Origin of the sequence: Pelagicoccus sp. SDUM812003, assembly GCF_031127815.1 — a bacterium.
Taxonomy (GTDB): domain Bacteria; phylum Verrucomicrobiota; class Verrucomicrobiia; order Opitutales; family Opitutaceae; genus Pelagicoccus.
The window spans coordinates 44,198-69,011 of the sequence record NZ_JARXHY010000003.1 but is presented as its reverse complement, the minus strand read 5'-3'; the positions used below and the strand labels follow the sequence as shown (position 1 = coordinate 69,011).

General features: G+C 60.2%; 19 protein-coding genes. 14 read left to right on the top strand and 5 right to left on the bottom strand.

Features of this window, described 5'->3' with window-relative positions; genetic code table 11:
• Positions 1-325: 325 nt before the first annotated feature.
• From QEH54_RS04720 to QEH54_RS04690, 7 genes are all read left to right on the top strand, one after another.
• Positions 326-2,179, top strand: a complete 1,854-nt coding sequence (locus QEH54_RS04720) for a hypothetical protein (RefSeq protein ID WP_309017482.1) — start codon at positions 326-328, stop codon at positions 2,177-2,179.
• Positions 2,180-2,258: 79 nt separating this feature from the next.
• Positions 2,259-3,035 (top strand): DUF3450 family protein, encoded by a 777-nt coding sequence (locus QEH54_RS04715; protein WP_309017481.1) that lies wholly within the window; start codon positions 2,259-2,261, stop codon positions 3,033-3,035.
• The gene (locus tag QEH54_RS04710) at positions 3,032-4,441 is read left to right on the top strand and encodes a MotA/TolQ/ExbB proton channel family protein (protein WP_309017480.1); all 1,410 of its coding nucleotides are present in this window, start codon (positions 3,032-3,034) and stop codon (positions 4,439-4,441) included. The genes QEH54_RS04715 and QEH54_RS04710 overlap by 4 nt, the downstream gene beginning before the upstream one ends.
• A complete protein-coding gene (locus tag QEH54_RS04705; RefSeq protein ID WP_309017479.1) occupies positions 4,438-4,944 on the top strand; it encodes a MotA/TolQ/ExbB proton channel family protein in 507 nt (168 codons plus the stop codon). The genes QEH54_RS04710 and QEH54_RS04705 overlap by 4 nt, the downstream gene beginning before the upstream one ends.
• Before the next feature lie 4 nt (positions 4,945-4,948).
• The gene (locus tag QEH54_RS04700) at positions 4,949-5,350 is read left to right on the top strand and encodes a biopolymer transporter ExbD (RefSeq protein WP_309017478.1); all 402 of its coding nucleotides are present in this window, start codon (positions 4,949-4,951) and stop codon (positions 5,348-5,350) included.
• 15 nt (positions 5,351-5,365) lie between these two features.
• Positions 5,366-6,061 carry a hypothetical protein gene (locus QEH54_RS04695; RefSeq protein ID WP_309017477.1) on the top strand — a complete coding sequence of 232 codons (696 nt, stop codon included), beginning with the start codon at positions 5,366-5,368 and terminating at the stop codon, positions 6,059-6,061.
• Positions 6,058-7,416: a tetratricopeptide repeat protein gene (locus tag QEH54_RS04690; protein WP_309017476.1), complete on the top strand. Its 1,359-nt coding sequence runs from the start codon at positions 6,058-6,060 to the stop codon at positions 7,414-7,416. The genes QEH54_RS04695 and QEH54_RS04690 overlap by 4 nt, the downstream gene beginning before the upstream one ends.
• Here the strand turns inward: QEH54_RS04690 and QEH54_RS04685 are convergent.
• From QEH54_RS04685 to QEH54_RS04670, 4 genes are all read right to left on the bottom strand, one after another.
• Positions 7,413-7,997: a nucleotidyltransferase family protein gene (locus QEH54_RS04685; protein WP_309017475.1), complete on the bottom strand. Its 585-nt coding sequence runs from the start codon at positions 7,995-7,997 to the stop codon at positions 7,413-7,415. The genes QEH54_RS04690 and QEH54_RS04685 overlap by 4 nt on opposite strands.
• Positions 7,994-8,965 (bottom strand): XdhC family protein, encoded by a 972-nt coding sequence (locus tag QEH54_RS04680; RefSeq protein ID WP_309017474.1) that lies wholly within the window; start codon positions 8,963-8,965, stop codon positions 7,994-7,996. The genes QEH54_RS04685 and QEH54_RS04680 overlap by 4 nt, the downstream gene beginning before the upstream one ends.
• Positions 8,966-8,987: 22 nt before the next feature.
• A complete protein-coding gene (locus tag QEH54_RS04675) occupies positions 8,988-10,811 on the bottom strand; it encodes a Na+/H+ antiporter NhaC family protein (protein ID WP_309017473.1) in 1,824 nt (607 codons plus the stop codon).
• A gap of 139 nt (positions 10,812-10,950) precedes the next feature.
• Positions 10,951-12,210, bottom strand: coding sequence for a 6-phosphofructokinase (locus QEH54_RS04670; RefSeq protein WP_309017472.1), 1,260 nt, complete (start codon positions 12,208-12,210; stop codon positions 10,951-10,953).
• Positions 12,211-12,446: 236 nt separating this feature from the next.
• Here QEH54_RS04670 and QEH54_RS04665 point away from each other — a divergent pair, with 236 nt between their 5' ends.
• The 5 genes from QEH54_RS04665 to QEH54_RS04645 all read left to right on the top strand — a co-directional run bounded on the left by QEH54_RS04665 (position 12,447) and on the right by QEH54_RS04645 (position 17,945).
• On the top strand, positions 12,447-13,961 hold the full coding sequence (locus tag QEH54_RS04665) for a glycine--tRNA ligase (protein ID WP_309017471.1): 1,515 nt from the start codon (positions 12,447-12,449) through the stop codon (positions 13,959-13,961).
• Positions 13,962-14,445: 484 nt separating this feature from the next.
• On the top strand, positions 14,446-15,612 hold the full coding sequence (locus tag QEH54_RS04660) for an ATP-binding protein (protein WP_309017470.1): 1,167 nt from the start codon (positions 14,446-14,448) through the stop codon (positions 15,610-15,612).
• Positions 15,605-15,991, top strand: a complete 387-nt coding sequence (locus QEH54_RS04655; RefSeq protein WP_309017469.1) for a response regulator — start codon at positions 15,605-15,607, stop codon at positions 15,989-15,991. Before QEH54_RS04660 ends, QEH54_RS04655 begins: the two co-directional genes overlap by 8 nt.
• 18 nt (positions 15,992-16,009) lie before the next feature.
• Positions 16,010-16,255, top strand: coding sequence for a hypothetical protein (locus QEH54_RS04650; protein WP_309017468.1), 246 nt, complete (start codon positions 16,010-16,012; stop codon positions 16,253-16,255).
• Positions 16,233-17,945 (top strand): GspE/PulE family protein, encoded by a 1,713-nt coding sequence (locus QEH54_RS04645; protein WP_309017467.1) that lies wholly within the window; start codon positions 16,233-16,235, stop codon positions 17,943-17,945. Before QEH54_RS04650 ends, QEH54_RS04645 begins: the two co-directional genes overlap by 23 nt.
• Positions 17,946-18,078: 133 nt before the next feature.
• On the opposite strand, the gene QEH54_RS04640 is transcribed toward QEH54_RS04645, so the two are convergent.
• Positions 18,079-20,388, bottom strand: a complete 2,310-nt coding sequence (locus QEH54_RS04640; RefSeq protein WP_309017466.1) for a TonB family protein — start codon at positions 20,386-20,388, stop codon at positions 18,079-18,081.
• Positions 20,389-20,752: 364 nt separating this feature from the next.
• Between QEH54_RS04640 and QEH54_RS04635 the strand changes: the two genes are divergently transcribed.
• Both QEH54_RS04635 and QEH54_RS04630 read left to right on the top strand, forming a co-directional pair.
• Positions 20,753-23,617, top strand: a complete 2,865-nt coding sequence (locus QEH54_RS04635) for a hypothetical protein (protein WP_309017465.1) — start codon at positions 20,753-20,755, stop codon at positions 23,615-23,617.
• Positions 23,618-23,642: 25 nt separating this feature from the next.
• Positions 23,643-24,812 (top strand): ATP-binding protein, encoded by a 1,170-nt coding sequence (locus tag QEH54_RS04630; protein WP_309017464.1) that lies wholly within the window; start codon positions 23,643-23,645, stop codon positions 24,810-24,812.
• Positions 24,813-24,814: the final 2 nt, after the last annotated feature.

Sequence of the window (24,814 nt, the reverse complement as noted above, 5' to 3'; positions counted from 1 at the left end):
GGGCTTTTTCGCGTGCTGGCTCAGCAAGCCGCCCGCCTCCGAAAAACCGATAGCGAAGCGCTTCACCAGTCGTATCAGCCGCTAAATCAGGCCTTCGAACGGATCAAGGGAAAGACCTAGTCCGATAGCACAGTCTCAGAGGCAAAAAAGCTGGAAAACTGGCCGAAATTTCGGATCATCCTCCATACCTGCTCTAGACTGTTTACACCTAAGTCTAACGAACAACACGGCAGCGACCCTTCGTTATCAGTTTGGCGTTCCCCCATTGGCCAATTCGATCGATGAGGCAGCCGCTATCGTCTTGGCAACCAAAGAGGACCCTACCATGCGTCAATCGACTTGCCCGACCCGCGCCATCTCCGGCGCGATCATCTGCTTCGTCCTGAGCGGAGCAGCGCCGCTCTTCGCCACCGAACCCGATCCTTGGTTCACCCAGGAGCGCGACAGCTCTGGAGGGGAACAGGAGAAGGCCTCGACCTACAGCCTCTCCGCCAAGAGCCCCCGCGCCATGCTGAAGCGAATCATGGAGGCCTACGAGCGCACCCCCGACAGCAATCTCACCCGCCGCATCAGTCTGCTCGAGGAGGCTACCGCGACCCTGCCCGATCGCACCGAAGAGCAGCGACAGACCCTCGCCGAGCTTCGTAACATCCAGCAGGGCATCGAACGCGTCCTGGATCAGCTTTACGATAACTCTCTCGAACCGAGCGAAGGCTTGAGCGCCCTCGCTCCCTACGTACCCTACCTGAAGGGCGACAGCGGCCTGCTGGTCAGACTGCTCGATTCTCCCTTCGCCCAGCGCCTAGGAGACTACGCCCGAGCCTACAGCCGAAACGATCGCATCGACGACCTGCGGCAGCTCCAAACCGCAGTCGAAGAAGCAGGGCTGAAGGATATCCTCGGATCCCGAGTTGCGGAATCCGTCAACCTCTCGCTCGCGCGCCAGATCAAGCGAGATTGGCAAAAAGCGACCAGCCAGACCGCTCCCCTGCCCGGAGAAAGCTACCTGATCGACACCTTGCTGGGCCTCGACGAGACGCGCCTTCCCATCAGCGTGTCCATACCTGAAAACGTGGACGAAAAGCTGGCGGACAACATTCGACGCAGCATCGCCAGCGAATGGTCGGAAGCATTCTCGTTGCTGGAGGACACCGCGACAGGTCCGGAGCCTGCCCTCGTGCTTAAAATCGATGCAGCCCCCATCAGAACGGAAGCGAGGGAATCCAGCCAGGTCGTGAACTCCACCATCCCAGGAGAAACAATAGAGGAAACCAACCCGGAGTTCCAAGCCTTGGTCGCGGAATACCAAAAAGCAGCGGAATCCTACGAATCCGCCATGCAAGCGTACGAGACCAACTACGAGCGCTACTTGGAACAGTTCGAGGACGGTGAATACGACCGGCTGCAACGTGACTTCGAACAGGCGGAACGCAACCTGAGACAAACTCCCATGTCGCTCCCAGGCGGCATGGCTCCCAACCCCGACTACTCGCGGGCTTTGGCCGTCTACGACCAGGCGCGATCCCTCGCCCTCTCGGTCTCGCCGAATACCTTTCCCGAGCCAGTCCAACCCACCCCTCACCACCTCAAGATCCTCGACGAGCTCTATCTCGTGCCGAGCACCATCGTAATCAGCGAAGAGGCGGACTCCTACAAGTACACCGCCAAAAAGCTCGCCTACCGCTTCGAGACCGAAGCCCGCCTCTCCATAGAAGCCTCCCACCCCGCCGCCGCATCCCCAACCGAAACGGTGGCTCTGCGGCAGGACCGAATCTGGACGGCAAACGAGGGCGTGCACCCCCGAGACCCCAGCGCCGACCAAGGCTCCTTCTCCCAGGAACGCCTCGATTCGGCCCTCGATATCTTCACCTCCGAATTCGGCGCCCGCTGCTCCGAGGGCCTAGACGCCTTGCTCGACCAGCTCATCGCATCGCTATCGCAGCCGGAAAACTACTCCGAAAACATCGCCTCCACCCTCCGCTACCTCGCCTTGCGCGCCTCTCAGGAAGACGCGCCGACGCTACGACTCTCGCAGCAGGAGCTACTTCGACTGAGCGCCCTCTCCAAAGAAAACGGCCTCAGCCCTGAGCGGTTCCGCCTGGCCTGCCTGAAGATGGTTCTGGAAAAGGGCGGATTCGACCCACTAGCAGACGAGCAGAAGCTGTCCGAATCGCTCTGATCCCACGACCGCCCCCACCCGGCGCCTGCCCTTCCAGGCGCCGTTTCTCCCAAACCATCCTTCGTCGCCAAACGCCCAAATGAAACTCAGTTTTAGACCACCCGCGGCAGCAGTGACGTGCTGGCTGCTCGCCACCCTCGCCTCCAGCCAAGAGCTCGATCTCCTCAAACAAACCACCGACCGCTGGATCGAGGCCCGCAACCGTCTCTCCAAGGAGCAGACCGATTGGGCGGTCGAAAAGGACCTCCTCAAAGCCACCCAATCGACCCTTGCCAGCACTCGAGACACGGTCTCCGAAAACCTGTATCGCCTGCAGCTGGAGTCCAAGAAGCTCGACGAACAACTGCTGGATGCCCAAACGAAGCTGCAGGATCTCGAGGCCACACGCCAGGTCATCGAAGACGCCACCCAGCGCCAAGAACACCAGATCCGAACGATCGTCGCCTGGCTGCCCTCTCCGCTGCGAGACAAGATCAAACCGCTCGCCCGCAAGATCCCCGCGCCAGGATCGAAAGACGTTCCCACCCCAAACCGCTTGCAGAACATCGTCGCCATCAGTTCGATGATAGACGAGTTCAACAACACCCTCACCCTCTCCCACACCATGCGGACCCTGGAAAACGGCGAGGCCATCGACGTGCGCGTGCTCTACTGGGGACTGGCCACCGCCTACGCCACCGACAGAAGCGGCGCCCGAGCCTGGATCCTCTCCCCCGCTCCAGACGCGTGGACCTGGACGCCCGCGCCCGAGCACGCCCCGGCCATCAAGCAGCTCTTCGACGTCTACGACAAAACCATCGATCCGCTAGCGGTCGAAGTTCCCTTCACCTTCGTCAAAAAGGAGGAAGCGCCATGAGACCCCGGGTTCTGCTGCTGGCCGCGGCTATCGGCATGACGCCCTGGGGCTACGGCCAAGCGGAAATCGAATTCGCGGAGATGATACGCGATACGCAGGAGCGAATCGAGCAAACCCTCGCCTCCTACCAAAGCTTCCTCCAAGCCACCCAAGGCGAAAAACTCGAGCTCGTCCGCCAAATCAATAAACTGGAAACCGAGCTGGTGGAGCTTCGCCGCCAGGAAGCGAAAGCGAAAAGCTCCACCACCGAACAGGGTTTCGATCTGGAGGACATGAAGAGCCGTATCGACGCCCTCGATACGCAGACCCAATACTCCAGCGGCGTGCTCTCCGAATACCTCACCAACTTCGAAAGCCGCATCCACATCTCAGAAGACCAGTTCTATCTGGCGCCGCTCAGCGAGCTCAGGCAAACGCTGGACGAAGAAGGAAGATCGCAAAGCGAACGTATCCAAATCCTCTTCCAATCCCTCGAGCTCGGTCTGGAAAGGCAACGAGAGCTCCTGGGCGGACGCCGCTTCCAAGGCAGAGCGATCACGCCCTCCGGAGGGATCAAACCGGGCGAAATCGCCCTCATCGGTCCAAGCGCCTACTTCCTCTCCCAAGACGGATCCGCCTCCGGCCTGCTCAACTTCAATTCAGGCACCATCGAACCCGCACTCATACCATTGAGCGAACAGCAAAGCGCGCACATCAAAGAGACGCTGACAAACGCCGACGGAATGCTGCCAATAGACGCCTCTCTGGGCAACGCCATCGCTCTCGATCAAGCCCGCGGCAGCCTGCTGGAGCACATCCAAAAAGGAGGCTGGGTCGGCTACGCCATCCTCGCTCTCGGGGGACTGACCTTGCTCGTCTCGGTCCTCAAACTCTTCGACCTGCGAGCCCATCGAATCGACGATCCAGGCGACCTTGGCGCGATCGCAAGAAACGCATTGTCCGGAAAGTCCGAATACACGGAGGAGGCGCTGAAGTCGAGCTCCAAGCCCATCGATCGCATGCTAGCGACAGGGGCGCAGTTCGTCCGTGCCGACAGCGACACCTTGCTCGACGCCATGGAAGCGTCCATCCTTCGCTTTCAGCCGAAGCTGGAGCGGTTTCTTCCCTTGCTCTCCACCACCGCCGCGGTGGCCCCGCTGATGGGCCTCCTAGGCACCGTGGTGGGCATGATCAAAACCTTCACCCTCATCGAAGTGTTCGGCACGGGCGACGCCAAATCCCTTTCCTCCGGCATATCGGAAGCCTTGGTCACCACCGAGCTGGGACTGGTCGTCGCCATCCCCGCCCTCATCTTCCATGGCATTTTCACCCGCATCATGCGCTACCGCATCGGCTCCATGGAGCAGATCGCCACCGAATTCTCGCGCCACGTCTCCAACCAACGAAAAACCGAAATCGCCCCATGAGCGCCGGCATCCTGGAGAGAATCTGGCAAATCATCTACAGCGGCGGCCCCATCATGGTCGCCCTCGCCCTGCTGGCGTTCATGCTCTACCGAAACACTGTAGGCGTTTTCCTCTTCATCACCCGACTGCGCGTGCGCCAAACCTTGCAAAGACACCATAGCAAGCCCACGCGAACGGACATTCGAAATTTCAGAGAACACTTCGAGCAGCTGGTGCGAACGCAGCTCAAATACGCCAACGTGCTCATCGTGGCCGCTCCCCTGATGGGGCTGCTCGGCACCGTGGCGGGCATGCTGGACACCTTTCGCGGCATCGGAGCGGAAAGCGGCCAAGACACCACCAAAGCGGTCGCCGACGGCATCAAAGTCGCTCTCATCACCACCCAGACCGGACTGATGATCGCGATCATCGGGCTCTTCTTCAGCCAGTGGATCCTACGAATCTACCGCAGCAAGGACCTGCAATTGCTCGAACTGGAACTGGAAACCATGGAAAAAACCTAAGACCATGAGACGCAACCGCTCGCGTAAAGATGACAGAGATCGCGTCGACATCAACCTGTCGCCGATGATCGACTGCATCTTCATCCTTCTCATCTTCTTCATCGTCACCACCGTGTTCGTTGAAGAGAGCGGCATCGAGGTTCGCAAACCCCAAGCCGCCTCCACCGTCGCCCTAGACAAGAACTCCATCCTCATAGCCATCTCCAACGACGATCGCGTCTTCTACGGCGGCGAGGAGATCGGCGTCTCCGGCGTACGGCCCCGCGTGCAGCGCATCCTGACCACCGAGGAGTCCGACGTCATCATCCAAGCCGACGCTTCCGCCAGCCACGGCGTCTTCGCTCGGGTCTACGGCGAGGCTAAAGCCGCCGGAGCCAAACGCATCCACTTCGCCACCGAACAGTAGCGCATCTTCAAATACATGACCCCACTAGAAAAACAGCTTCGCGGCAGCAAACTCCACCCCGTTACCTTCTTCGGCGGCATTCTGGTCTCCGCCGCCGTATTCGTATCCATGGGCATGACGCAGCTGAAAATCGACTACCCGGAGCCAGCCCCCATCTTCGAAGTTCAGGACGTCTACCTCCCACCGCCACCGCCGCCGCCACCAGCCAAAACGCCTCCAAAGCGAACCAGCGCATCGATCAACTTCAACGTTCCATCCACCTCCGAATCAGGCGAGCTGCCCCTCGGCTTTCTTGAGATCGATTTCGGCCTATCCCCCAAAAAACTCACTGAAAACAGCCTCAGCGTAGCGGAAACGATCGAAAACTACGAAACCGAAAGCATGGAGGAACTGACCGTCTTCGACTTCGCGGACGTGACCGAAAAGCCGAAGGTCTACTACACGCCTCCCCTGCAGATCCCGCCCCACTTGATCGGAAACACCGACAGCCGGGTCACGTTCACCTACCTTTGCCGCGTGGACACCAAAGGCCGGCCTCACGATATCCATATTCTCGATACAGACTACCCAGAAGCGGTTCCCACGCTGGTGGAATGGGTGAAACGCATGCGATTCAAGCCAGCCGTCAAGGACGGAGAAAAAGTGAACTGCATCGTGCGCCGCAAGACCACCTACATCAGTCGCTCCAATAGCAGCCCCTTCTCCATATGAAATCGATCCTTCTATCGCTTTGCGCGATCATCTTCCTGTTCCACCAAGGCGCCCTGCCGCGCGAGCTGGGAGAACCTGACCTGAATAGCGACGAGTTCATGAAACGCTTCACCGCCAGCTACGGGGTGCTTTCCGAAAAGGAACCACCCCTGAGCGATATCGAGAAAGTCATGCTCAAAAAGGTCGCCCCTATCATGCGCATCAACAAGGAGCACGCGAAGACCTTCCTACGCAGCATGACCACCGGGGAGGAAGAGCACAGCGCCAGCTTCAACTACTTGCTGGGCAACGTCTATTTCGAGAACGACGAATACCTGCAGGCCGAAGAGCAATACAAGCTGGCCATCGAGGCCTTTCCAGACTTCCAGCGGGCCTGGACCAATCTAGGAGTGCTCAAGCTACGCGTGGGCGACACGAAAAGCGCCCTGATCGCGCTGCTCAAAGCCGTGGAACTAGGCGACTCGCACAGCCAGACCTTCGGCATGCTGGGCTTCTGCCATTACGCCGAAGGCAACTACATATCAGCGGAGGTGGCCTATGATCGCGCCGTGCTCGCCGAGCCCGACAACTTCGACTGGCTGGAAGGCAAAGCTCAGACCTACCTAAAGTCGCAGCGCTACATGGAAGCGATCCGAGCGCAGGACGAGCTCATCGCCAGACGCCCCCGAAACGTCGACTACTGGCTCGCCCAGACCAACGCCTACCTCGGCATACAGGATTACCAGAAGGCAGCCCGAAACCTAGAGATCGCACGGGCCTTGGGCGGCGACGATTTCCAGTCGCTCATGCTGCTGGGAAACCTCTACGCCAAGCTCGGCATGGACCTGCCGGCCGCGGAAACCTTCATCGCCGCCGCCCCGCTCGCCAGCGAGGACGACATCAGCTCTCTGCTCGCCGCCGTCAAAGTCCTGATCCAGCGCGAGCAGTTCGATCGGGCCGAAGCCCTCTTCGCCAAGATCGACCTTCAGGAATCCTCCGCTTCGAATGAAGACCTCTTCGACTACCAAGTGGCGGCGGCAGAGCTCGCGCAACACCGCCAAGAGACATCGAAGGCTATCGGTCTGATGATGAAGGCCATCAAGATGCAACCCATGGACGGCAACGCCCTGGTCAAGCTGGCAAAGCTTTACGTGAAAAACGGCGACCGAGATCGGGCGTACCTCGTCCTCGACCAAGCTGAGCACGACCCTGAAGCGGAGTATCTCGCCCTCATCACGCGAGCGAAGCTGCTCATCGAAGAGGAACGCTTCTCCGAAGCTCAGACTTTCGTCAGCCGCGCCCTGAGAATCGAATCGGATGAAACGGTGCAGCTCCTCTACCAGCAGGTCGAAGAAGCCGCCCGCAACGTGAACTAGTCTCTATCCAAATCCCGGATACACCCACGACTTACGCCGCTCACCTCCACCGGCTCGAAGCCATCCGCCTCGATCAAGCGACGAGCCCCTTGATCCCCCTTAAGCTGACAAAGATCCCCGAAGCAGCGCTTCGGAAAACAAACCGGATGCCCCCTTCGTCTCCCCACCAACGGATAGGCGATACGGTTGCCCCCCGCCTCCCAAAACGATGTCGCAACTCGACGCGTATCCTCGGCCTCGAGCTCCGGCAAGTCAGCCAAGCAGACTAGCAGCGCGTCGGGGTTTCGCTTGACCGCTTCTGAAACCCCGAACGCCAAACTCGTCCCCATCCCCTCCGCGTAGTTGGTATTGAATACAAGCGCCGCATCGCTTCCTCGCAGAGCAGCCGCCACCGCTTCCATCTGATGGCCAAGCGTCACCACGCGAAAGTCCACTCCATCCACTTCCAAACGCCTTAACACGCGGCGGACCATCGCTTCGCCATCGATCTCGCGAAGCAATTTATTGCGGCTTCCGTAGCGACGCGACATGCCTGAAGCCAGCAACACCGCTCCCAACCCTCCCGATCGCTCTCTCGTCATCCGACGGTTCTCCCACTTCGAAACTGAATCAACTGGGCCACGATACTGATCGCGATCTCTCCGGGAGTCCGACTCCCGATATCGATGCCTACCGGACCATGGATGCGCTGCAGCGTCTCCTCTTCAATCCCGAGCTTCACCAAACGGCCCATCCGCGCTCGATGACTTCGCGCGCTACCCAAAGCTCCGATGTATCCACAGTTCGACTTCAAAGCGACCGCCAATGCCTGATCATCGATCTTGGGATCGTGAGTGATCGCTACCAATGCATCGTCTCGCTCCAGCGAATAGCCTTGCAGAGCTTTCTCCGGCCACTGCACATGCACCGCATCGGGGGCGAACTGGAAGCGATCCGAGCGAGCGTAGCTCTCCCGCGGATCGATCACCACCACCTCGTACTGCAGCATCTTCGCCGTGGCAGCCAAATGCAGAGCGATGTGCGACGCCCCGATGACGAAGAGCCGCTTGCGAGTTCCGAGCTTCCGATAGAGCGTTCGTCCATTCGAATCTTCCCGCTCACAGGTTTCCTGCTCCTCCGCATCGCCAAGATCCAGCGTATCCCCTTTTTCGCTACTGATCCAAATACAGGGATTGTTCGCATCCAATGCATCGATCAAGCGATCCAGAAACGCCTCCTCGCAATGCGGTTTGAGGTGCGGCGCGGGTTCGATGCGCACTTCTATCTTGCCCCCACAGGATAGCTCGATCTCCCACGGGAAGCCCTCGCCCGGGCCAAAGCTCATCCAGCGCGTCGTCCCGTCCGCCAAACACAGCTTGGAGGTTTCGATCACCTCATGCTCCACGCAGCCGGCGCTCACCGAACCAATGAAGCGCCTCCCGTCCTCGTGAATGGCCAGCACAGACCCGACGCCTCGCGGCGACGGCTTGCTGGCCTTGACCACCGTCGCCAAAGCGAAGCGTTCTCGCTTCACAAACCAATCACGAAGTTGCGGCCAAATATCCTGCATGACGGGTATACGAAAAACGGCTCTAGTCTACTTCGACCAAATCCGATCGCTCGCCCAGCAGCCTCAACACCGCGAAGGCGGTGATGGGAAACAGGATGTAAAAGGCCCAAATCGAAATTCCATTTCCTACCATGAGATAGCCAAAGACACAGGCCAAGGCCACCGTGACGAGGGCATAGTAGAGCTGGGTGTTCACATGGGCGAGGTGGTCGCATCCGGTCGATATAGACGAAAGCACTGTCGTATCGCTGATCGGACTACAATGGTCTCCAAAAATCGCTCCGTCCAAAATGGCCGCCGCGGTGAGAAGATAAAGGGTCAACTCTCCCGATTGCGTCGCGCCCATCTGCACGGCGAGAGGCATCACGATGGGAAGGAGGATTCCCATCGCTCCCCAGCTCGACCCGGTGGCGAAAGACATGCCAGCCGCCAAAAAGAAAGCGAATACCGGCAGCACGTAGACCGGCATGCTGTCGCCCATCATAGCGATGAGGTAGTCCGCCGTGCCCAGCGTGTGGCAAATCTCTCTCATGGACCAAGTCATCACTAGAATGAAGACCGCCATCCACATGGTGGGCAGAGCCCGGGCGTAGGAGCTCACCGCTTCCGCCACCGAGAGCACGCCCTGCATGGCAGGCATCGCCACCGCGACCAAGCCAGCGATCAGGGCGGAAGCAAAAAGCACCGGCATGGCCCCCAAGTCGCTGCTGCCGCTTGGATCGAAAACCGCAGCGCTGAAGGCCGCTCTCCAGTCATGGGAAGACAGCCACCAGAAGATGTCTCCGGAAGACTCCATACGCATCGCCCCTAGCGTCACGATACCCGCCACGATGCAAACGATCAGCACCAGGATCGGTACCACCGCGTTGTACCAGCGATCGGGAGCCTCAACCGCCTCCTTTTCCGTACTTCGCATCTGGATACCGATGGACTGATGCTCGTCCGCGATTAGTTTGCCTTCGCGAAACGCTCTTCGCTCCGCATGCAGCATGGGACCGAAGTCGCGCCCGGTAGCGGAGTTGAGGAAGAGGAAGATCAAGGTCCCGATGCAATAGAATCGCATCGGCAGCATCTCCACCAGCATGCCGTATCCAGAAAGCTCGATATCGAGCTGTACCGAAACGTCGCCTAGCAAATAGACTTCGAAGGCCACCCAGGTGGAAAGCAGAGCCAGGCCAGCCACCGGTGCAGTGGTGGAGTCCACCAGATAGGCCAGCTTCTCGCGGGCGATCTTCCAGCGATCGGAGAGCTTCTGCATCGTGGTGCCGAGCACCACCGCATTCGAATAGTCGTCGAAAAACAGGAACAAGCCGCCCAGACCGATCGCCACCTTGGCCCGACGACGCGAATTCGCCACCTTGCCCATCTTGCCCACCAGACCGCTCAGCCCGCCGCTGCGAGACATGACCTGCACCATGCCCACCAGGGAGAAAAGGAAAAGTATCACCAGGGCGCTGAATTGCCCGGTCGCGGGCTGGATCAGGAAATCGTTCGTCCCCAGCACCGCGGTAGCCAAGGGATTGAGCCCGTAGGCGAGCAAGGAGCCCGCCACCCAAGCGGTGACCAGCGCCCCCACCAAAGTACGGAAAAACGCCGCCACCATGACCGCGATCAAGGGAGGCAGCAGCGAGGTCCAGTGCCCGTTCACCCGTAGCTCGCGGGCCCCCTCGCGCAGGGTGTCCATGAAGGAAACCTCCTGACTGCTCAGGGCGGCGCCCGCCGCCTCCTCCAGCAAGCGCGTTTCGTGGCTCACCGGCACGATGGCCAGAAAGGAGCAGACCCCGAGGAACGTCAGCACAAACGCCAGCCAGCGCTCAGGGCGTTGCCAAGGTGGGAGTGGTTTCACTGTCGAAGGGATCGCGCTCAAAGTCAGGAAGACGACCGGTCTAGCTGAACCTCACCCGCTTGCCTCCGCAATGAAAAACCCTCCCGCCTAACAAGAGACGAGAGGGTTTGAAAATCAGCCGGGCGCTTGGCTCGAGAGCTTAAATCTCGTAGGCGGCCAGCAGCTTGTCGACCCGGGCCCCCTTCAAGCGAGCGAAATTCGGCAAACCGTTTTCCCAATGCAGCTCCAGCTCGCCCTGGATGAGCGGCGTGGCGTACTTCACGTACGGAAAATTCATGCTGATGCCGTCGTCGTTGATCCAATCCGTGGGCAGCTGCTTGGTGGAAGAAGCCACGTCCACCAGATCGACCCAGCCCGTTTCGCACTTGTAGCTGTCAGCTTCGGCTCGCTGCAGGGTGATCATCTTGCCGCTCTTGCCGTTTTCCACCGCTTGAGTGACCGCGGCCTGACCAGCGAGGTAGGCTTCTTCCGCATCCGCCTTGGAGGCGCAGTGGGCTGCGGCGCGCGAGGCGATGCCGAGCTTGCTGGAACGGGCGCTCACGCCGAGACGGCTCTCGATCAAGCTGCGCAGGAACTCGCCGGTGCCGCCGAGCTGCACGTGACCGAAGGCGTCGGTGCTGGTGGAGCCGAGGGCGACGTAGTTTCCGTCCGCGTCGACCAAGCCTTCGCCAGTCACGATGAGACAGAACTTCTCCTTGGAGAGCACCCGCTGAACGTCGGCCAGGAATTTCTCGGTGTCGAAGGCGACCTCCGGCAGCATGATGATGTGCGGCGGATCGTGCGGATGATCGCGGCGCTTGGCCAAGGACGCGCCAGCGGCGATCCAGCCCGCGTTGCGGCCTTGCACTTCCAAAATGGACACGTAGTCGCCTTCGCCGATGGCTTCGTTGTCGCGAGCCATCTCGCGCACCGTGGTGGCCACGTGCTTGATCACGCTGCCGTAGCCCGGGCAATGGTCGGTGCCGGAGATATCGTTGTTGATGGTCTTGGGGATGCCGATGATGCGCATCTCGAAGCCCGAGGCCTTGGCGAGCTCGTCGAGCTTGTCCAGCATGGCCATCGACTCGCTATCGCCGATGTAGAAGAAGTAGCGGATGTTGTGGGCCTTGAACACCTCGAGGGCCCGCTCCAGGTCCTCCTGTTTCTTGAATGCGAAACGGCAGGTCCCCAAGGCGCAGCCAGGGGAGGTTTTGAGCAAGCGAATGGTCTGCTGCGACTCGGCCGCGAGATCGACAAAGTCTTCGTTGAGAACGCCGACCACGCCATTGAGACCTCCGTAGATCTCCTCTATGCATTCGTGGTTGAGCGCTTCTTCGATCACCCCAGCGAGGCTAGCATTGATGACTGCCGTGGGTCCTCCCGACTGGCATACGAGGCAATTTCCTTCAAGTTCCGACATGTTGAGAAAAGGTTGATAGCTTTGTAATTGGGAAGAGAAAGATCATCCCCCTCCGCTTGGCAACCCCTATTTGGAAACAGCCCCGTTCTTGGCCGGCCCGGTCGCCTTTCTTCCTGTTCCATAAGCCTTTCGGCCGCCCAAAGGGGCGAAACCACCCGCAAAACCGGCACTAATCGCCCCACGCTCGCCACTATTCATTGACCACGCCCCGCCCTCCTATCATTTCAGTAGCCCTTATGTCAAAAGACGACGCATCCTCCACTGTTTCCATGGATTCCATCGTAGCCCTCTGCAAGCGCCGGGGCTTCATCTTCCAATCCTCCGAAATCTATGGAGGGTACAATGGCTTCTTCGACTACGGCCCCCTCGGCGCCGAGGTCAAAAAGAACATCAAGGACGCCTGGTGGAAGGATATGGTGCAGCGCCGCGACGACGTGGTAGGACTCGACTCCTCCATCATCATGTCCCCCAAGATCTGGGTGGCCTCCGGACATGTGGGCGGCTTCTCCGACCCCATGGTCGACTGCAAGGAGTCCAAGATGCGCTACCGGGCCGACCAGCTTTTCTTCGCCCCGGTCAAGGTCGACGGCAAGACCATCGGCTACGTCTCCGTGCTGGAGGACGCCAACATGCAGGCCGAAGCCGAGCAAAAGGCGGACAAGCTCAAGCGCAAGGCCGCCGCCCAAGGCGAACTCGAGCCCATCGTGCTCAAGGACTACACCGAGGCCACTCCGGACGAATACGCCCTCATCCCCTCGCCCGCCACCGGCGAGCCGGGCAGCCTCACCGCTCCGCGCGACTTCAACCTCATGTTCGAAACCAAGGTCGGCGCCCTGAGCGACAACTCAGCCACCGCCTACCTGCGCCCGGAAACCGCCCAAGGCATCTTCGCCAACTACAAGAACGTGGTCGACACCGGCCGCGTCAAAATCCCCTTCGGCATCGCCCAGATCGGCAAGGCCTTCCGCAACGAGATCACCCCGCGCAACTTCATCTTCCGCTCCCGCGAGTTCGAGCAGATGGAGATCGAATACTTCATCTCCCCCGACGCGGACTGGCAAGCCGGCCACCGCGAATGGATCGACGCCTGCAAGGATTGGCTGGTCTCCGTGGGCATCCCCGCGGAAAAGATCGGCGAGGACGTGCACCCGCAGGAAAAGCTCTCCCACTACTCCAAGGGCACCACCGACCTGACCTTCCACTTCCCATTCGGCGAACAGGAGCTCTGGGGCATCGCCTGCCGCGGAAACTTCGACCTGACCCAACACGCCGAACATTCCGGCAAGTCCATGGAGATCTTCGACGAAGCCACCAAGTCGAAGTACGTGCCCCACGTCATCGAGCCATCCCTTGGCGTGGACCGCGTGCTGCTGGCCATCCTCACCGCGGCCTACGCGGAGGACGAGATCGGCGGCGAAAAGCGCAACCTGCTCAAGTTCCATCCGCGCATCGCGCCGTACAAGGTCGCGGTGCTCCCGTTGGTGAAAAACAAGCCTGAGCTGGTCGACTTCGCCCGCAAGCTCTACGAGAAGCTGCAGCGCAAGTACAACGTCTTCTGGGACGTCTCCGGCGCCATCGGCCGCCGCTATCGCCGTCAGGACGAAATCGGCACTCCCTGGTGCGTCACTATCGACTTCGACACCATCGAAAAGGAAGGCCAGACCTTCACCCTGCGCGACCGCGACACCACCGAGCAAAAGAGAATCACCGAGGCGGAGCTCTTCGCCCTCCTCGACGAGCAGCTCTACTAGGAGCGACCGCCACACCCTTTTCCGAAAGCCCGTCCCCAAAAAAGGACGGGCTTTTTCGCGTCCAGCACCCATCGCTATCCGAAAACGACGGCAAGGCTAAGGGTGAGGATTCCTTCCTAGCTAGTGGTCTAAGGTGATGTCCTTACGTCGGATTTTTACCAAAAATTCCCCGTATGTCCCGGGCATGGATCCACGCCCTTTCGACTCAGCCCCACCCGCTCGAAGCCCCTTGCCACATCTCTTTCCAGCTCGCGCTCGCGCTCGCCTCATTTCTCCAAAGCCCTGTGGTTCTGTGGCTTGCGCATCCCATCTTCTAAACGGCCAAGCAGGATCGACCCCGTCGCGCCTCGCCGATTCGAAACACGGCGCCGCCTGATCGCACCTCTGGCGAAGGCTCCGCCCAAAAGCCGCGAGGAGCTAAACACAGGCCCCTTAGAGTCGATTCCACAAGGAACCAACGGCAACCAACTCAAGACCTTCACCCATGGATTCCATCGGTATAAACACTTTGTCCCATCAAGACCTCCACGACGTCACCGACACCCCCGTTCTGGTCGTCGACGACGACCCCGTGGTGCACCTCATGGTGAAAACCATTCTGCAAAAGCTCGGCTACCGCTACTTCGGAGCGTCTTCCGCCATCGAAGCCCTCGATATGATCCGCGATGTCCAGCCTGAGCTGGTGATGAGCGACGTCTCCATGCCAGAGATCAACGGCATGGAGTTCTGCATCCGGCTCAAGGCCGACGAGGAGCTGAAGGACATCCCTGTCATTTTCTTCACCGCTCATTCCGACCCGGAACTGCTCGGCAAGGCCTTCGACGCCGGAGCCTGCGATTTTCTCATCAAACCGCTGCAACCCTTCGAAATCGCCAGTCGCGCCCAGCACCACATCGTGCAGTACCGGCTTCGCCGCGAAGACCGAAACGTCATACACACGCTCGACACTAGAAACCAGACCATGACCAAGTTCCTCGGGGTGGCCTCGCACGACTTGAGAAACCCGCTGGTTTCCATCCGCGGACTGTCCAAGCAGCTGAAATCGGAAATCTTCGGCAAGCTCAACGAAACGCAAAACGAGCTCATCGAAGCCATCAACCAGAGCTCCGACGCCATGCTGACCTTGGTCGAGGAACTGATGGAAGTCTCCAAGTTCAAGAGCTCCCTGAACAGGATCAACCGAGTGGAAGAAGAGATCGGACCCCTGCTGCAGCTCGCCCGCGCCCTCCACTCCGGATCCGCCAACCTAAAGCAGATCGAAATCAAGGCGGAGGAATGCCCCCCCGAATTGCGCGCCCCCGTGGACAAGAAACTGCTCACGCGAGTCATCGACAACCTCATCACCAACGCGGTCAAGTTCTCCCCCTCCGGAACCGCCGTCACCATCACCGCAGCCGATGAGACCGACCACATCCGCATCTCCGTATCGGACCAGGGCCCAGGCATTCCGGTCGACGAGTTCGCGCAACTGTTCAAGGAATTCAGCAAGACCTCCAACCAAACTACCGCCGGCGAAAGCTCCCACGGCCTCGGCCTCTACGTCTGCCGCTGCATCGTGGAAGCCCACCATGGCGCCATTTCCGCCCGCAACCTGCCCGAGGGAGGAGCCTGCTTCTCCTTCACTCTGCCAAAACACGCTACCGATGAATAAAGAGCTCACCGCCCTGATCGCCGACGACGAGGCGCACATGCGCACCTTTCTCAAGTTTCTCCTCGTCGAGCTCGGCATCACCAAGTCCTACCTGATGCGAAACGGCATGGACGCCGTGGAAGCCTACAAGGAGTACCAGCCCGATATCGTGCTCATGGATATCAACATGAACATGATGAACGGCCTGGACGCCCTCGAACGCATCATGGAGATCAATCCGGACGCCATCGTCATCATGATGACCGCCGTGTCCACCCGCGACGCCATCGAACGTAGCAACCACAGCGGAGCCATCTACTACATCCTGAAAACCCAGGACTCGGAAGACATCAAAGCACAGATCTCCGAAGTCATCGAAGCGCTGAGAAGCCAGACCTAAGCTCGTATCCAAATTCCTATGTCGGAACAAATCAAAAGCGATTCCTCGCCCGCTCCCCTCGACGGAGCGCCCTCGTCCGCCCAGCCGACCAAGCTGAGAAGCTTGGCCGATCTCACCATCAAGTACGACCTGAAAGAAATGAAGCGCAACGTGGAGTTCGAATTCGACATCTCCTTCGCGGCCCGCGAGCTGGTCGACCAGCAATCGATCAAGCAAGTCTTCAACATCAAGGAAAAGCTCAATGCGCGAAATAAGATGCGATAAGTTCATCCAGCTGCTGGAGGACCTAGAAACGATCGAGCCCACCATTCTGAGCGCCTTGGTCGGCAAGCACGGCCAAGACCACAGCGGCCTGATGATCGACGCCATCGACAAAGGCATCGTACGTCGCGACCCCATCGGCGAAATATGGGCCCGGGCCATCGGCACCACCTACGTCAACCCGCTGTCCATATCCATCACCTGCGAAGAGACGCGTAGCATCCCGATCGATATGGCTCGCAAGATCAAAGCCATCGGCCTGTACAAGATCAACGACCACATCACCATGGCTATGGAGGATCCGACCAACCTCCAGCTCATCGAGTCGCTCGAACGCCTTCTGCAATACCGCATCAGCCCCGTGTATTCACACGCTGAGGACATCGAGCACGCCATCGACCTGTTCTACCACGCGGATCTATCCTTCGACGAAGCCCTGCAGAAGCTGGAAGCCTACACCGCCTCCGTCAAAGCCTCCGCGGACGATCGCGAGGCCCTTACCAACCTGGTCGAGGCCAACGCCCTGATCGACATCACCAACCGCATCCTCTACTCGGCCTTCAAGCAGCGAGCCAGCGACATCCACATCGAGCCAACGCGCAACGCGGCCCGGATTCGCCTGCGCATCGATGGCCACCTACGCCCTCTGGCCGAGGTGCCCACCCATATCCATCGAGCTCTCATGGTGCGCATCAAGTACATGTCCGAGCTCGACATCGCGGATACCCGCATGCCTCAAGACGGCCGCTTCACCCTCACCATCGGCTCCTTCGAACAAAACTTCCGCGTATCCACCTGCCCCGGCATCGAAGGCGAAAAAGCCGTGCTGCGCATCCTGGGCCTCGCTGGAGCGAAGAGCTTGCCGACCTTCGACGAACTCCATTTTTCCAAAACCAACCTGACTCGCTTCCGCACCGCCCTCGCCCGTCCAAACGGTATCCTCATCACCACCGGTCCAACCGGCTCCGGAAAAACGACCACACTGTATTCGGCGATCGAATACCTAAACGACGATTCCCGAAACATCATGACCATCGAGAATCCGGTCGAGTATCGAATCCCTGGGGTCAATCACTTCGAGGTGAAGCACAACATCAACCTGGACTTCTCTCGATTCCTGCGCTCCGCCCTGCGCCAGGATCCAGACATAATGCTCATCGGTGAGATTCGCGACGAGGAAACCGCCAACATCGCAGCCGAAGCCGCCTTGACCGGTCACTTGGTGCTCACCTCCCTGCACACCAACAGCGCCGCCCAAGCCATCATCCGTCTCATCGAAATCGGAGTCGATCCACATCTCGTCGCCCCTTCCCTCAACGCGGTCATGTCGCAGCGACTGGTGGGCAAGATCTGCGAACACTGCAAGGAGGCGTACCAGCCGAAGCGCGAGGTGCTGCAGCAGTTTTTCACCGAGGAAAGCCTCAGCGAGGCCGTCACCTTCTACCGCGGTCGCGGCTGCAAGCACTGCTTCAAAAGCGGCTTCAAAGGACGTGTGGCCCTGCACGAAATCATCGAAGTCTCGGAAAGCATGCGCGAGCTCATCGCCTACTCCGCCCCCCTGCACTCCATCGTGCACGAAGCGCGGCGCATCGGCTTCAGCTCCCTGCGCGAGGACGGCCTGCAAAAGGCCTTGCTCGGACTCACCACGCTCGACGAAGTCCAGCGCGTGACCAATGCCGAGTTCATGAACTAAGATCCTGAATACGGCGATCGGACTGGCGAACCTCATGCGGTCGCCCCATTCTTATCGACAAAAAAACGGCGAACCGTGCCACGGCTCGCCGTCTTGATCTCAGTATCTAGAAAACAATTACATTGTCCGCGACTTAACCGTCGCTGGAGAAAATGAAGGGTACCGAAACGGTGGAGGCCACTGGCTTGCCTCCAGCGCGGGCCGGGGTGAAGCGCCAGTCCTTAGACGCTTCCAAGCTTGGACCATCCAGACGATCGTTGGTGCTCTCGACGACGCGCGAGTCCGTAACGAAGCCTCGTTCGTCGACGCGCAGGCGCAATAGCACGAATCCATGGTTGCGCGGGTCGCTGGTATTGATTCTCGGCTGTGGCGAGCTCAGGGCCTCCGCCACGGTGTCGACGCGAGGCGCCTCGATGGAGGCGAGGCCGTTGTTCACCTTAAGATTCAGACGCAACTTGCAGTCCACCGCCCGTCCGGCGATGGCAGCGGGCTCGAACTTCCAGCGGTACAGAGCTTCCTCCACTTCGTTGTCCACGCGGCGGTCCAGTCCGTTCTCGATCTCGACCGCGGTCACGTAACCATAGGTGTCCACCGCGATGAGGGCCTGCACCTCGCCGCTGGCGTTCTGACGCGATGCTGGTATGGTCGGTACGTAGCGGCGAATGGGCTTGGGCTTGGTATCCACATTTCCGAAGTCAGCGTCGACCAGACGATCGAAAACGTAGCGCGTATCGCGCTTTTCGTTGAACACCATGGGCACGCGGATCTTTCCGGCCTGGCCGCGTCCATCGCTCTGGAAGCGCCAACGGTGAGCCACCCGAATCACCGGCTCGACCAGCTCTTCGTGGCTGTAGCTTTCTACCACGATAGCAGGCGAGGAACCGCGAGCCGTCAGATCGTAAACCAGATTCACGTATCCAGAAATGCCGCGCAGCTCGGCCGGGAGCTCTGGCTCGACCGCCCGGAACACTTCGTACCCGGAATCCTTCAGGTCCTTGATGGAGGGATCAGCGTTGACCGGATGCGATCCCATCAAGGGAATGCGCTCCGGCTCAGGCAGGATCTCGACCTGCGGTTCAGGGAGCTCCTCCTTGACCGGCTCGGACTTGGCCACCGGCTCGGGAGCAGTCATCGACTGGCGCATGGCATTCCAAAGTTTCGGTCCGATCAGCGGTTCGCCATCCTCGTAGCGGAAAACGTATTCGAACAGCCCGATGGCCGCTTCGCCACCGCGGGCGGCAGGACGGAAACGCCACTTGCCAACCGCATCGGAAACCGTTTCCACCAAGCCTTCGTCAGTGGCGGAGTTGGCCATCACGTCTACCACCTGGCCCTGCAGATCGACCGCGACCATCAAGCTGATCTTTCCGGTGGCGTCGCTGTAGGAACGCGGCAGTTTCGGCAGGTCCAAACCGACCGGGAGTAGTTCCGGCTCCACCGGATCCCGGCTCAACGCGCTCCAGATTTCGTCGCTCAGAACATAGCGGCCATCCTCGAAGGTGAAGGCATGACGATAAAGTCCGACCACTGGGCGACCGTTGCTCAGAGCTGGATCGAAACGCCACTGGGTGATGGCCTGCTTCATGGCCTTCGCCACCCGCTCGTCGGTGGAAGCCACCGAGACCACGCTGGCCACGCGGCCTTCGCCGCTCACAGCCACCAGAACCTCAGTCTTGCCATTGGCCTTCACCCCTTCAGGCAACTCCGGCAGCACGATGCCGTCGGCCCGCAGCGTGGGCACATGAGACGCGGCGCTGAGCACGCGCCAAAGCTTTCCGTCAAACTGCTCCTGCCCCTCATCGTAGCGAAAGGTGTGATGGTACAGACCGCCGACCGGCATCCCATCGCGGGTCACCGGATCGAAGCGCCATTGAGAGACGGCGCTCTTGACCACGCCTTCCAAAGCGGCGTCGGTCGACGAGGCGGTGACGACGTCGACCACGCGGCCTTCGCCATTGACCGCCACCTGAAACTGCACGACGCCAGAAACCTTTTCCAGAGATTGCGGCAGCTTGGCCAAGACGATGCCCTCGGGCCGGATCTTCGGTTCGTCGGTCGAATTCGCGAAAGCGGCGATCAAGGCGTCGTCCAAAACGAAGTGGCCATCCTCGAAACGAAACGCATGTCGATACATGCCGATAGTGCTCCTGCCTCCATTGGTGGCAGGTTCGAACTTCCATCGCTTGACCGCGGCCAGGACCGAGTCCTCCAGGCTCTGATGCGTCGAGGAGAGAACCGTCACGCTGGCAGTGTCGCCGTTTTCATCCACCGCGACCATCACTTCCACCGAGCCGGTCTGGATGTTTTCGCGCGGGACGGCCGGAAAGACGATGCCATCGGGGCGCAGGATGGGTTCTACCGCATTGGCTCCCGTGGCGAGGATCAATCCAAGCAGCAACGACGCCAAAGCAGGCTTAAGGAATGCGAGAGTCTTAGGGTACATAATCAGATTTGCTTTGTTTTGGGTATTGGGGAATCGAAGCGGCCAGCGGGAAATTCGATCCGATTGGACCAAATTCACCCCAGCAGCAGCGGATGCTTTTCCCTTCTCAATCGTTCCGAAACGACAGGAATTAAGGAAATTCCTAGGGTATTTCTGTCACTTCCTGCAAATCGCTCCAAAAAGCCCTGCCTAAAAACCGCGAGTAATACCTGCGATAAGCTAGGGCCTCCGTGACTTCACGCACCTCCAAAAAACTTAGGTAAACTTTCGGTCCCAGCGGTCGACTTACTTAGTTACGGCCCTCCCCGTGGGCTCTCCCAAACCTAGGGAAATCTCCTAACTCTGTTCATCATCGCGATCGAAAATGTCCACTCCGGTCCCTCATCCCCTCGACGCGCAAGCGATCGCGCGCCGCGTGAGATCCATCCTGAGCGAAGAGAGCTTCGGCTTCGAAGCCTCTCGAGACGCATGGCGGTACGCCCATACCGTCGCTCTCGCCAACGAAACCTTGAAGAGCTGCGCCAATCGGCTGGGTCAAGACAGCGCGACCGACGCCTACGTGTCCTTCGTCTCCCATCGAAGCCTGCTCTCCACCATCGAAACCCTCGAGAACGACCTCGGCTCCGACTGGAGCGAGCGCTGCAAGGCCTTCTCCTGGGCGAATCCCGAAACGCTCAAGCGGAGCATTTCGGAAATCCTCAACGACGCCTTCAAGGACATCCAAAGCCATCGCGCCTCGCTGACCGAGGAGTTCGCCCGTCGCAAACGCTCCAAGGGCCCCCTAGCAGCCTACCCGATCATCCGACTGCTCGCGAAGGCCTTCCCGAGCGACGAAAAGCTGCAAACCCAGCTCGAAACGGTTGGCAAGGACCTGATCCGGGCCATGGAAGCGGATCTGATCGTCTGCACCACCAGCTCCAACGCCACCGAGGAAAGCATCGCGACCGTGCAGCGCTACCGCGAAACCGGATTCGAAATCTCCCAGGAATCAGGACCCATCCAGGACGCTCTCCGGGACGAGAGCCGCCTGCGCCATTCCGAGCTGCGACTGCAGATCACCCAACTGCTGCCGAAGCTGGAGCAGCTCGACGCCAGCTCGGATTGGAAACCGCTGGAAGCGGAGTTCTTCCAGCTCGAACACCAGATTTCCGCCGCTGCTCTGCTACCGCAGGATCGCGAAAAGCTGAGCGAATCCCTCGCAGCGGCGCGGACGACGCTTGGCTCCCTGCGCGACGCCCATGATGCCGAAACCGCCCTTTCCGCCACCGTCGAGCAGGTGCAGGCTAGCCCCAAGGACGCCGCCTTGGCCGACCGTTTCCGCAAGCAACTCGACTGCCTGCAGCAGCTCCGCGTCGACCTGCCCTCGGATCTCCAATCCAGGATCGAGGCCAGCAAAGCGCTCTTGCCCTCCCCTAAAAAAACTGCCGCCGGAGCGTCGGCCTCCGCCTTCTCCCCCAAGCTGCTGATGATGGCGGGCGGTGGCATCGCCGCAGCCGCAGCCATCGGCTTCCTGGTCTTTTCCGGGGATTCGGACTCGCCAGCTGAAACAGCGCGTTCCGTCAACGAGCCGGCTAGCGTTCCAGCCAGCGTTTCCCAGAAGGACCCATTGACAGAGCTCGTGGGCAAACTGCAGGCGGCTGCGAACGCTCCTTTTTCACCCGACTCGGAAAGCGCCATCCAGGACCTGCTGGTCCAGTCCCGCCAACTGGCCGAATCAGCCGATCGCAGAAACGAGTGGCTCTCTAAGATAGACGCTGCGGAAAACGCCATCGGCGCCGCCCGTCAACTCTACCTCGATCAACGAGCAGCGGAGGCGCGCGAAGCCCTCGCCGCTGCCAGCCAAGCGATCATAAACGCCCTTGAGGTGGTGGGTGAAACAGATTTCGAATCCGCCCGGGCCTCAGCCAAGCAGGCATTGGAAGACGCTCTGAGCCTCTCGGCTCAAGCCAGCGATCCCGCAGCGCAGCAGGAAAAGCTCACCGAACTATCGAGCCAACTCGACGCAGCCGTCGCCATGGACGCGACGCGGCGCTCCAGCCTGCGCCTCATCGCGGAGGCGGCCTCGCTCCCCGACTATTTCGCCGGACTCGCCAAAGTGGCGGAATCCCGCGATCTCGGTTTCCAAGAGCGGCAGGCGATCAGCGGCATGCTCTCGCTTCAGACAGCCTTGGAATCCTCGATTCGAGACCTCACTCGCTTCGACGACATCGCTCCCTACTCGCCCCTTCGGGCCTGCCTGCTGGAAGACCCCGCCCTCGAAGCGGACGAACGCGCCCTGATCGACCAACTCATCGATCAGCCGACTCTGGCCCAGGTGTGGGTTTCCACCGTTCGCTACTTCAACAACGCCTCCGAGGCTCAAAGCGTTCACCTCGCCTACCTCTCCGAACCGGTCCAGGCCTCGGAGCGAACCATCGGCACGCGCACCAACGTCACCTACGCAGTGCGCGGTTTCGACGAAGACGGCCAACCGCTTCCGCAATCCTTCAACGCGAACCTCAGCCGCTCCGCCGACGGAACGGCGACTGGTCACGCCTACGAAAGCTCCGTCCTGACCCCGGAAGCGAGCTTCTTTGCCGAGACCCTCATTCCAAGTCTGCGGGCCCTTAAAGCCGCTCCCACCCCGACCGGCCCCATCGACCTGATCGCTCGACTCGCGTCCGAAACCGACCTTTCCCCGCTCTTCCGCCTCTACTGGATCCAGCAGCTGGAGGAGCTCATGGCCCTGCATCCCGAGCGCTGGCCCTTGCGCAACATACCGGCCCTGCAAGGCGTTCGGGAAGAGCTTCGAGACTACTCGCCCACCGCCATCTCCCCCACCCGCTGGATCGCTCTCGGCCCCGACGCCGCGAAAAACCCCAGCCTCTCCGCTCTGCTACAGTCCATCGCCGAAGCCCGACTGGCGCGCCAAGCAGCCGCTTTCGCCGAGCTCTCCCAGGCCTTGCGGGAAGGTCGATTCGAGATCATTGGCTTCGCGGACGCCGCCGGAACCGCCCAATTCCACCCGGATGCAGAGGAAAACGAGGCGCGATGGACGCTCGATCCTGAGGCAGGAACCCTCATTCCCTGCTCGACTTCGCTTTCGTTCAAGCCGTTCGCGCCGATATTAGCCTATCGCATCTCCGGCTCGCCGAGTCGGCATGCCCTCGCCAGCGCTTCGGAAAGCACCGGTTACGACCTCCTGCAGCAATCGTTTCGTGACCAGTTGCCCCGCATCTTGCGGCCCTAGCGCCACCAACGCAGCACACGAAACCATGAACAACGCACGGTCCAGCGCCGACACCGAAGAAACGACGACCGCCACCGCGGAGGCTCCGCCAAAGGCCGCCACGATTCTCGTCGTGGACGACAGTCGCGACACCCGCGTGATCGCGAAGAAGTTTTTCCAGCGAGCCGAACTCAGCTGCGACACGGTCGATTCGGCGGAAGCGGCGCTCGACTACCTGCACGAGCGCGTGCCGGAGCTGATCTGCACCGACATCAACATGCCGGGCATGGGCGGACTGCAGCTTTGCCACATGCTGCGCAAACAGGAGTCCACCAAGGAAATCCCCATCATCGTCTTCACCGCCCTCAGCTCCTCCAAGCCGATCGGCGACGCGTTTTCCGCAGGCGCCAACGACTATGTGGCCAAGCCGCTGCACGAAATCGAACTGGTCAGCCGAGCCCGTCACCACATTTCCGAATTCCACAAACGCCAGCGAGCCCAACAGCGCATTAGCAACCTCAGTCAGCTCAACGAAACCAAAAACCGCTTTCTTGGCGTGGCCTCGCATGACCTGAGAAACCCGCTGGTCTCGATACGCGGCATCTCCCAGTACCTGCAGTCCCAGCGCTTCGGACCGCTCAACGAAGGTCAGACCGAGATGATCTCCACCATCGCCGATACCAGCTCCTTCATGCTTACGCTGGTGGAGGACCTGCTCGAAATCTCGAAACTCGAGTCCAGCCACTTCGAACTGAAAATAGAAGAGACCGTGATGGCCGAGCTGGTCCAGAACGCCAAACGCCTCCACCAAGCCGCCGCCGATCGCAAGAAGATCCACCTGAGCATCGACGACCGCTCCGAAGGGGCAACCGCTCCCGTGGACCGCAAGCTCATCACCCGCGTGCTCGACAATCTTGTCTCAAACGCCCTCAAGTTCACCTTCCCCGAAACAAAGGTGGTCGTGGGCATCGAAGCCTCCTTGGACATGGTCGACATCATCGTGGAGGACGAGGGCCCGGGAATCCCGCCCGACGAGTTCGACCGCCTCTTCAAGGAGTTCAGCCGCACCAGCAGCCAGCCCACCGGAGGCGAGTCTTCTAGCGGCATCGGCCTATTCATCGTGCGACGCATCGCACAGCAGCACAACGCCAGCATCACCGCCGCGAACCGCGAAACCGGCGGAGCCCGCTTCACGCTCAGCTTACCAAGATACTAGCC

What these genes read in the sequence shown, in the direction of transcription:
- QEH54_RS04635 (WP_309017465.1), top strand. Translation starts at nt 20,753, where the DNA reads ATGTCCACTCCGGTCCCTCATCCCCTCGACGCGCAAGCGATCGCGCGC.
- QEH54_RS04680 (WP_309017474.1), bottom strand. Translation starts at nt 8,965, where the DNA reads ATGCAGGATATTTGGCCGCAACTTCGTGATTGGTTTGTGAAGCGAGAA.
- QEH54_RS04700 (WP_309017478.1), top strand. Translation starts at nt 4,949, where the DNA reads ATGAGACGCAACCGCTCGCGTAAAGATGACAGAGATCGCGTCGACATC.
- QEH54_RS04710 (WP_309017480.1), top strand. Translation starts at nt 3,032, where the DNA reads ATGAGACCCCGGGTTCTGCTGCTGGCCGCGGCTATCGGCATGACGCCC.
- QEH54_RS04640 (WP_309017466.1), bottom strand. Translation starts at nt 20,388, where the DNA reads ATGTACCCTAAGACTCTCGCATTCCTTAAGCCTGCTTTGGCGTCGTTG.
- QEH54_RS04650 (WP_309017468.1), top strand. Translation starts at nt 16,010, where the DNA reads ATGTCGGAACAAATCAAAAGCGATTCCTCGCCCGCTCCCCTCGACGGA.
- QEH54_RS04660 (WP_309017470.1), top strand. Translation starts at nt 14,446, where the DNA reads ATGGATTCCATCGGTATAAACACTTTGTCCCATCAAGACCTCCACGAC.
- QEH54_RS04685 (WP_309017475.1), bottom strand. Translation starts at nt 7,997, where the DNA reads ATGACGAGAGAGCGATCGGGAGGGTTGGGAGCGGTGTTGCTGGCTTCA.
- QEH54_RS04645 (WP_309017467.1), top strand. Translation starts at nt 16,233, where the DNA reads ATGCGCGAAATAAGATGCGATAAGTTCATCCAGCTGCTGGAGGACCTA.
- QEH54_RS04705 (WP_309017479.1), top strand. Translation starts at nt 4,438, where the DNA reads ATGAGCGCCGGCATCCTGGAGAGAATCTGGCAAATCATCTACAGCGGC.
- QEH54_RS04665 (WP_309017471.1), top strand. Translation starts at nt 12,447, where the DNA reads ATGTCAAAAGACGACGCATCCTCCACTGTTTCCATGGATTCCATCGTA.
- QEH54_RS04670 (WP_309017472.1), bottom strand. Translation starts at nt 12,210, where the DNA reads ATGTCGGAACTTGAAGGAAATTGCCTCGTATGCCAGTCGGGAGGACCC.
- QEH54_RS04720 (WP_309017482.1), top strand. Translation starts at nt 326, where the DNA reads ATGCGTCAATCGACTTGCCCGACCCGCGCCATCTCCGGCGCGATCATC.
- QEH54_RS04690 (WP_309017476.1), top strand. Translation starts at nt 6,058, where the DNA reads ATGAAATCGATCCTTCTATCGCTTTGCGCGATCATCTTCCTGTTCCAC.
- QEH54_RS04695 (WP_309017477.1), top strand. Translation starts at nt 5,366, where the DNA reads ATGACCCCACTAGAAAAACAGCTTCGCGGCAGCAAACTCCACCCCGTT.
- QEH54_RS04715 (WP_309017481.1), top strand. Translation starts at nt 2,259, where the DNA reads ATGAAACTCAGTTTTAGACCACCCGCGGCAGCAGTGACGTGCTGGCTG.
- QEH54_RS04630 (WP_309017464.1), top strand. Translation starts at nt 23,643, where the DNA reads ATGAACAACGCACGGTCCAGCGCCGACACCGAAGAAACGACGACCGCC.
- QEH54_RS04655 (WP_309017469.1), top strand. Translation starts at nt 15,605, where the DNA reads ATGAATAAAGAGCTCACCGCCCTGATCGCCGACGACGAGGCGCACATG.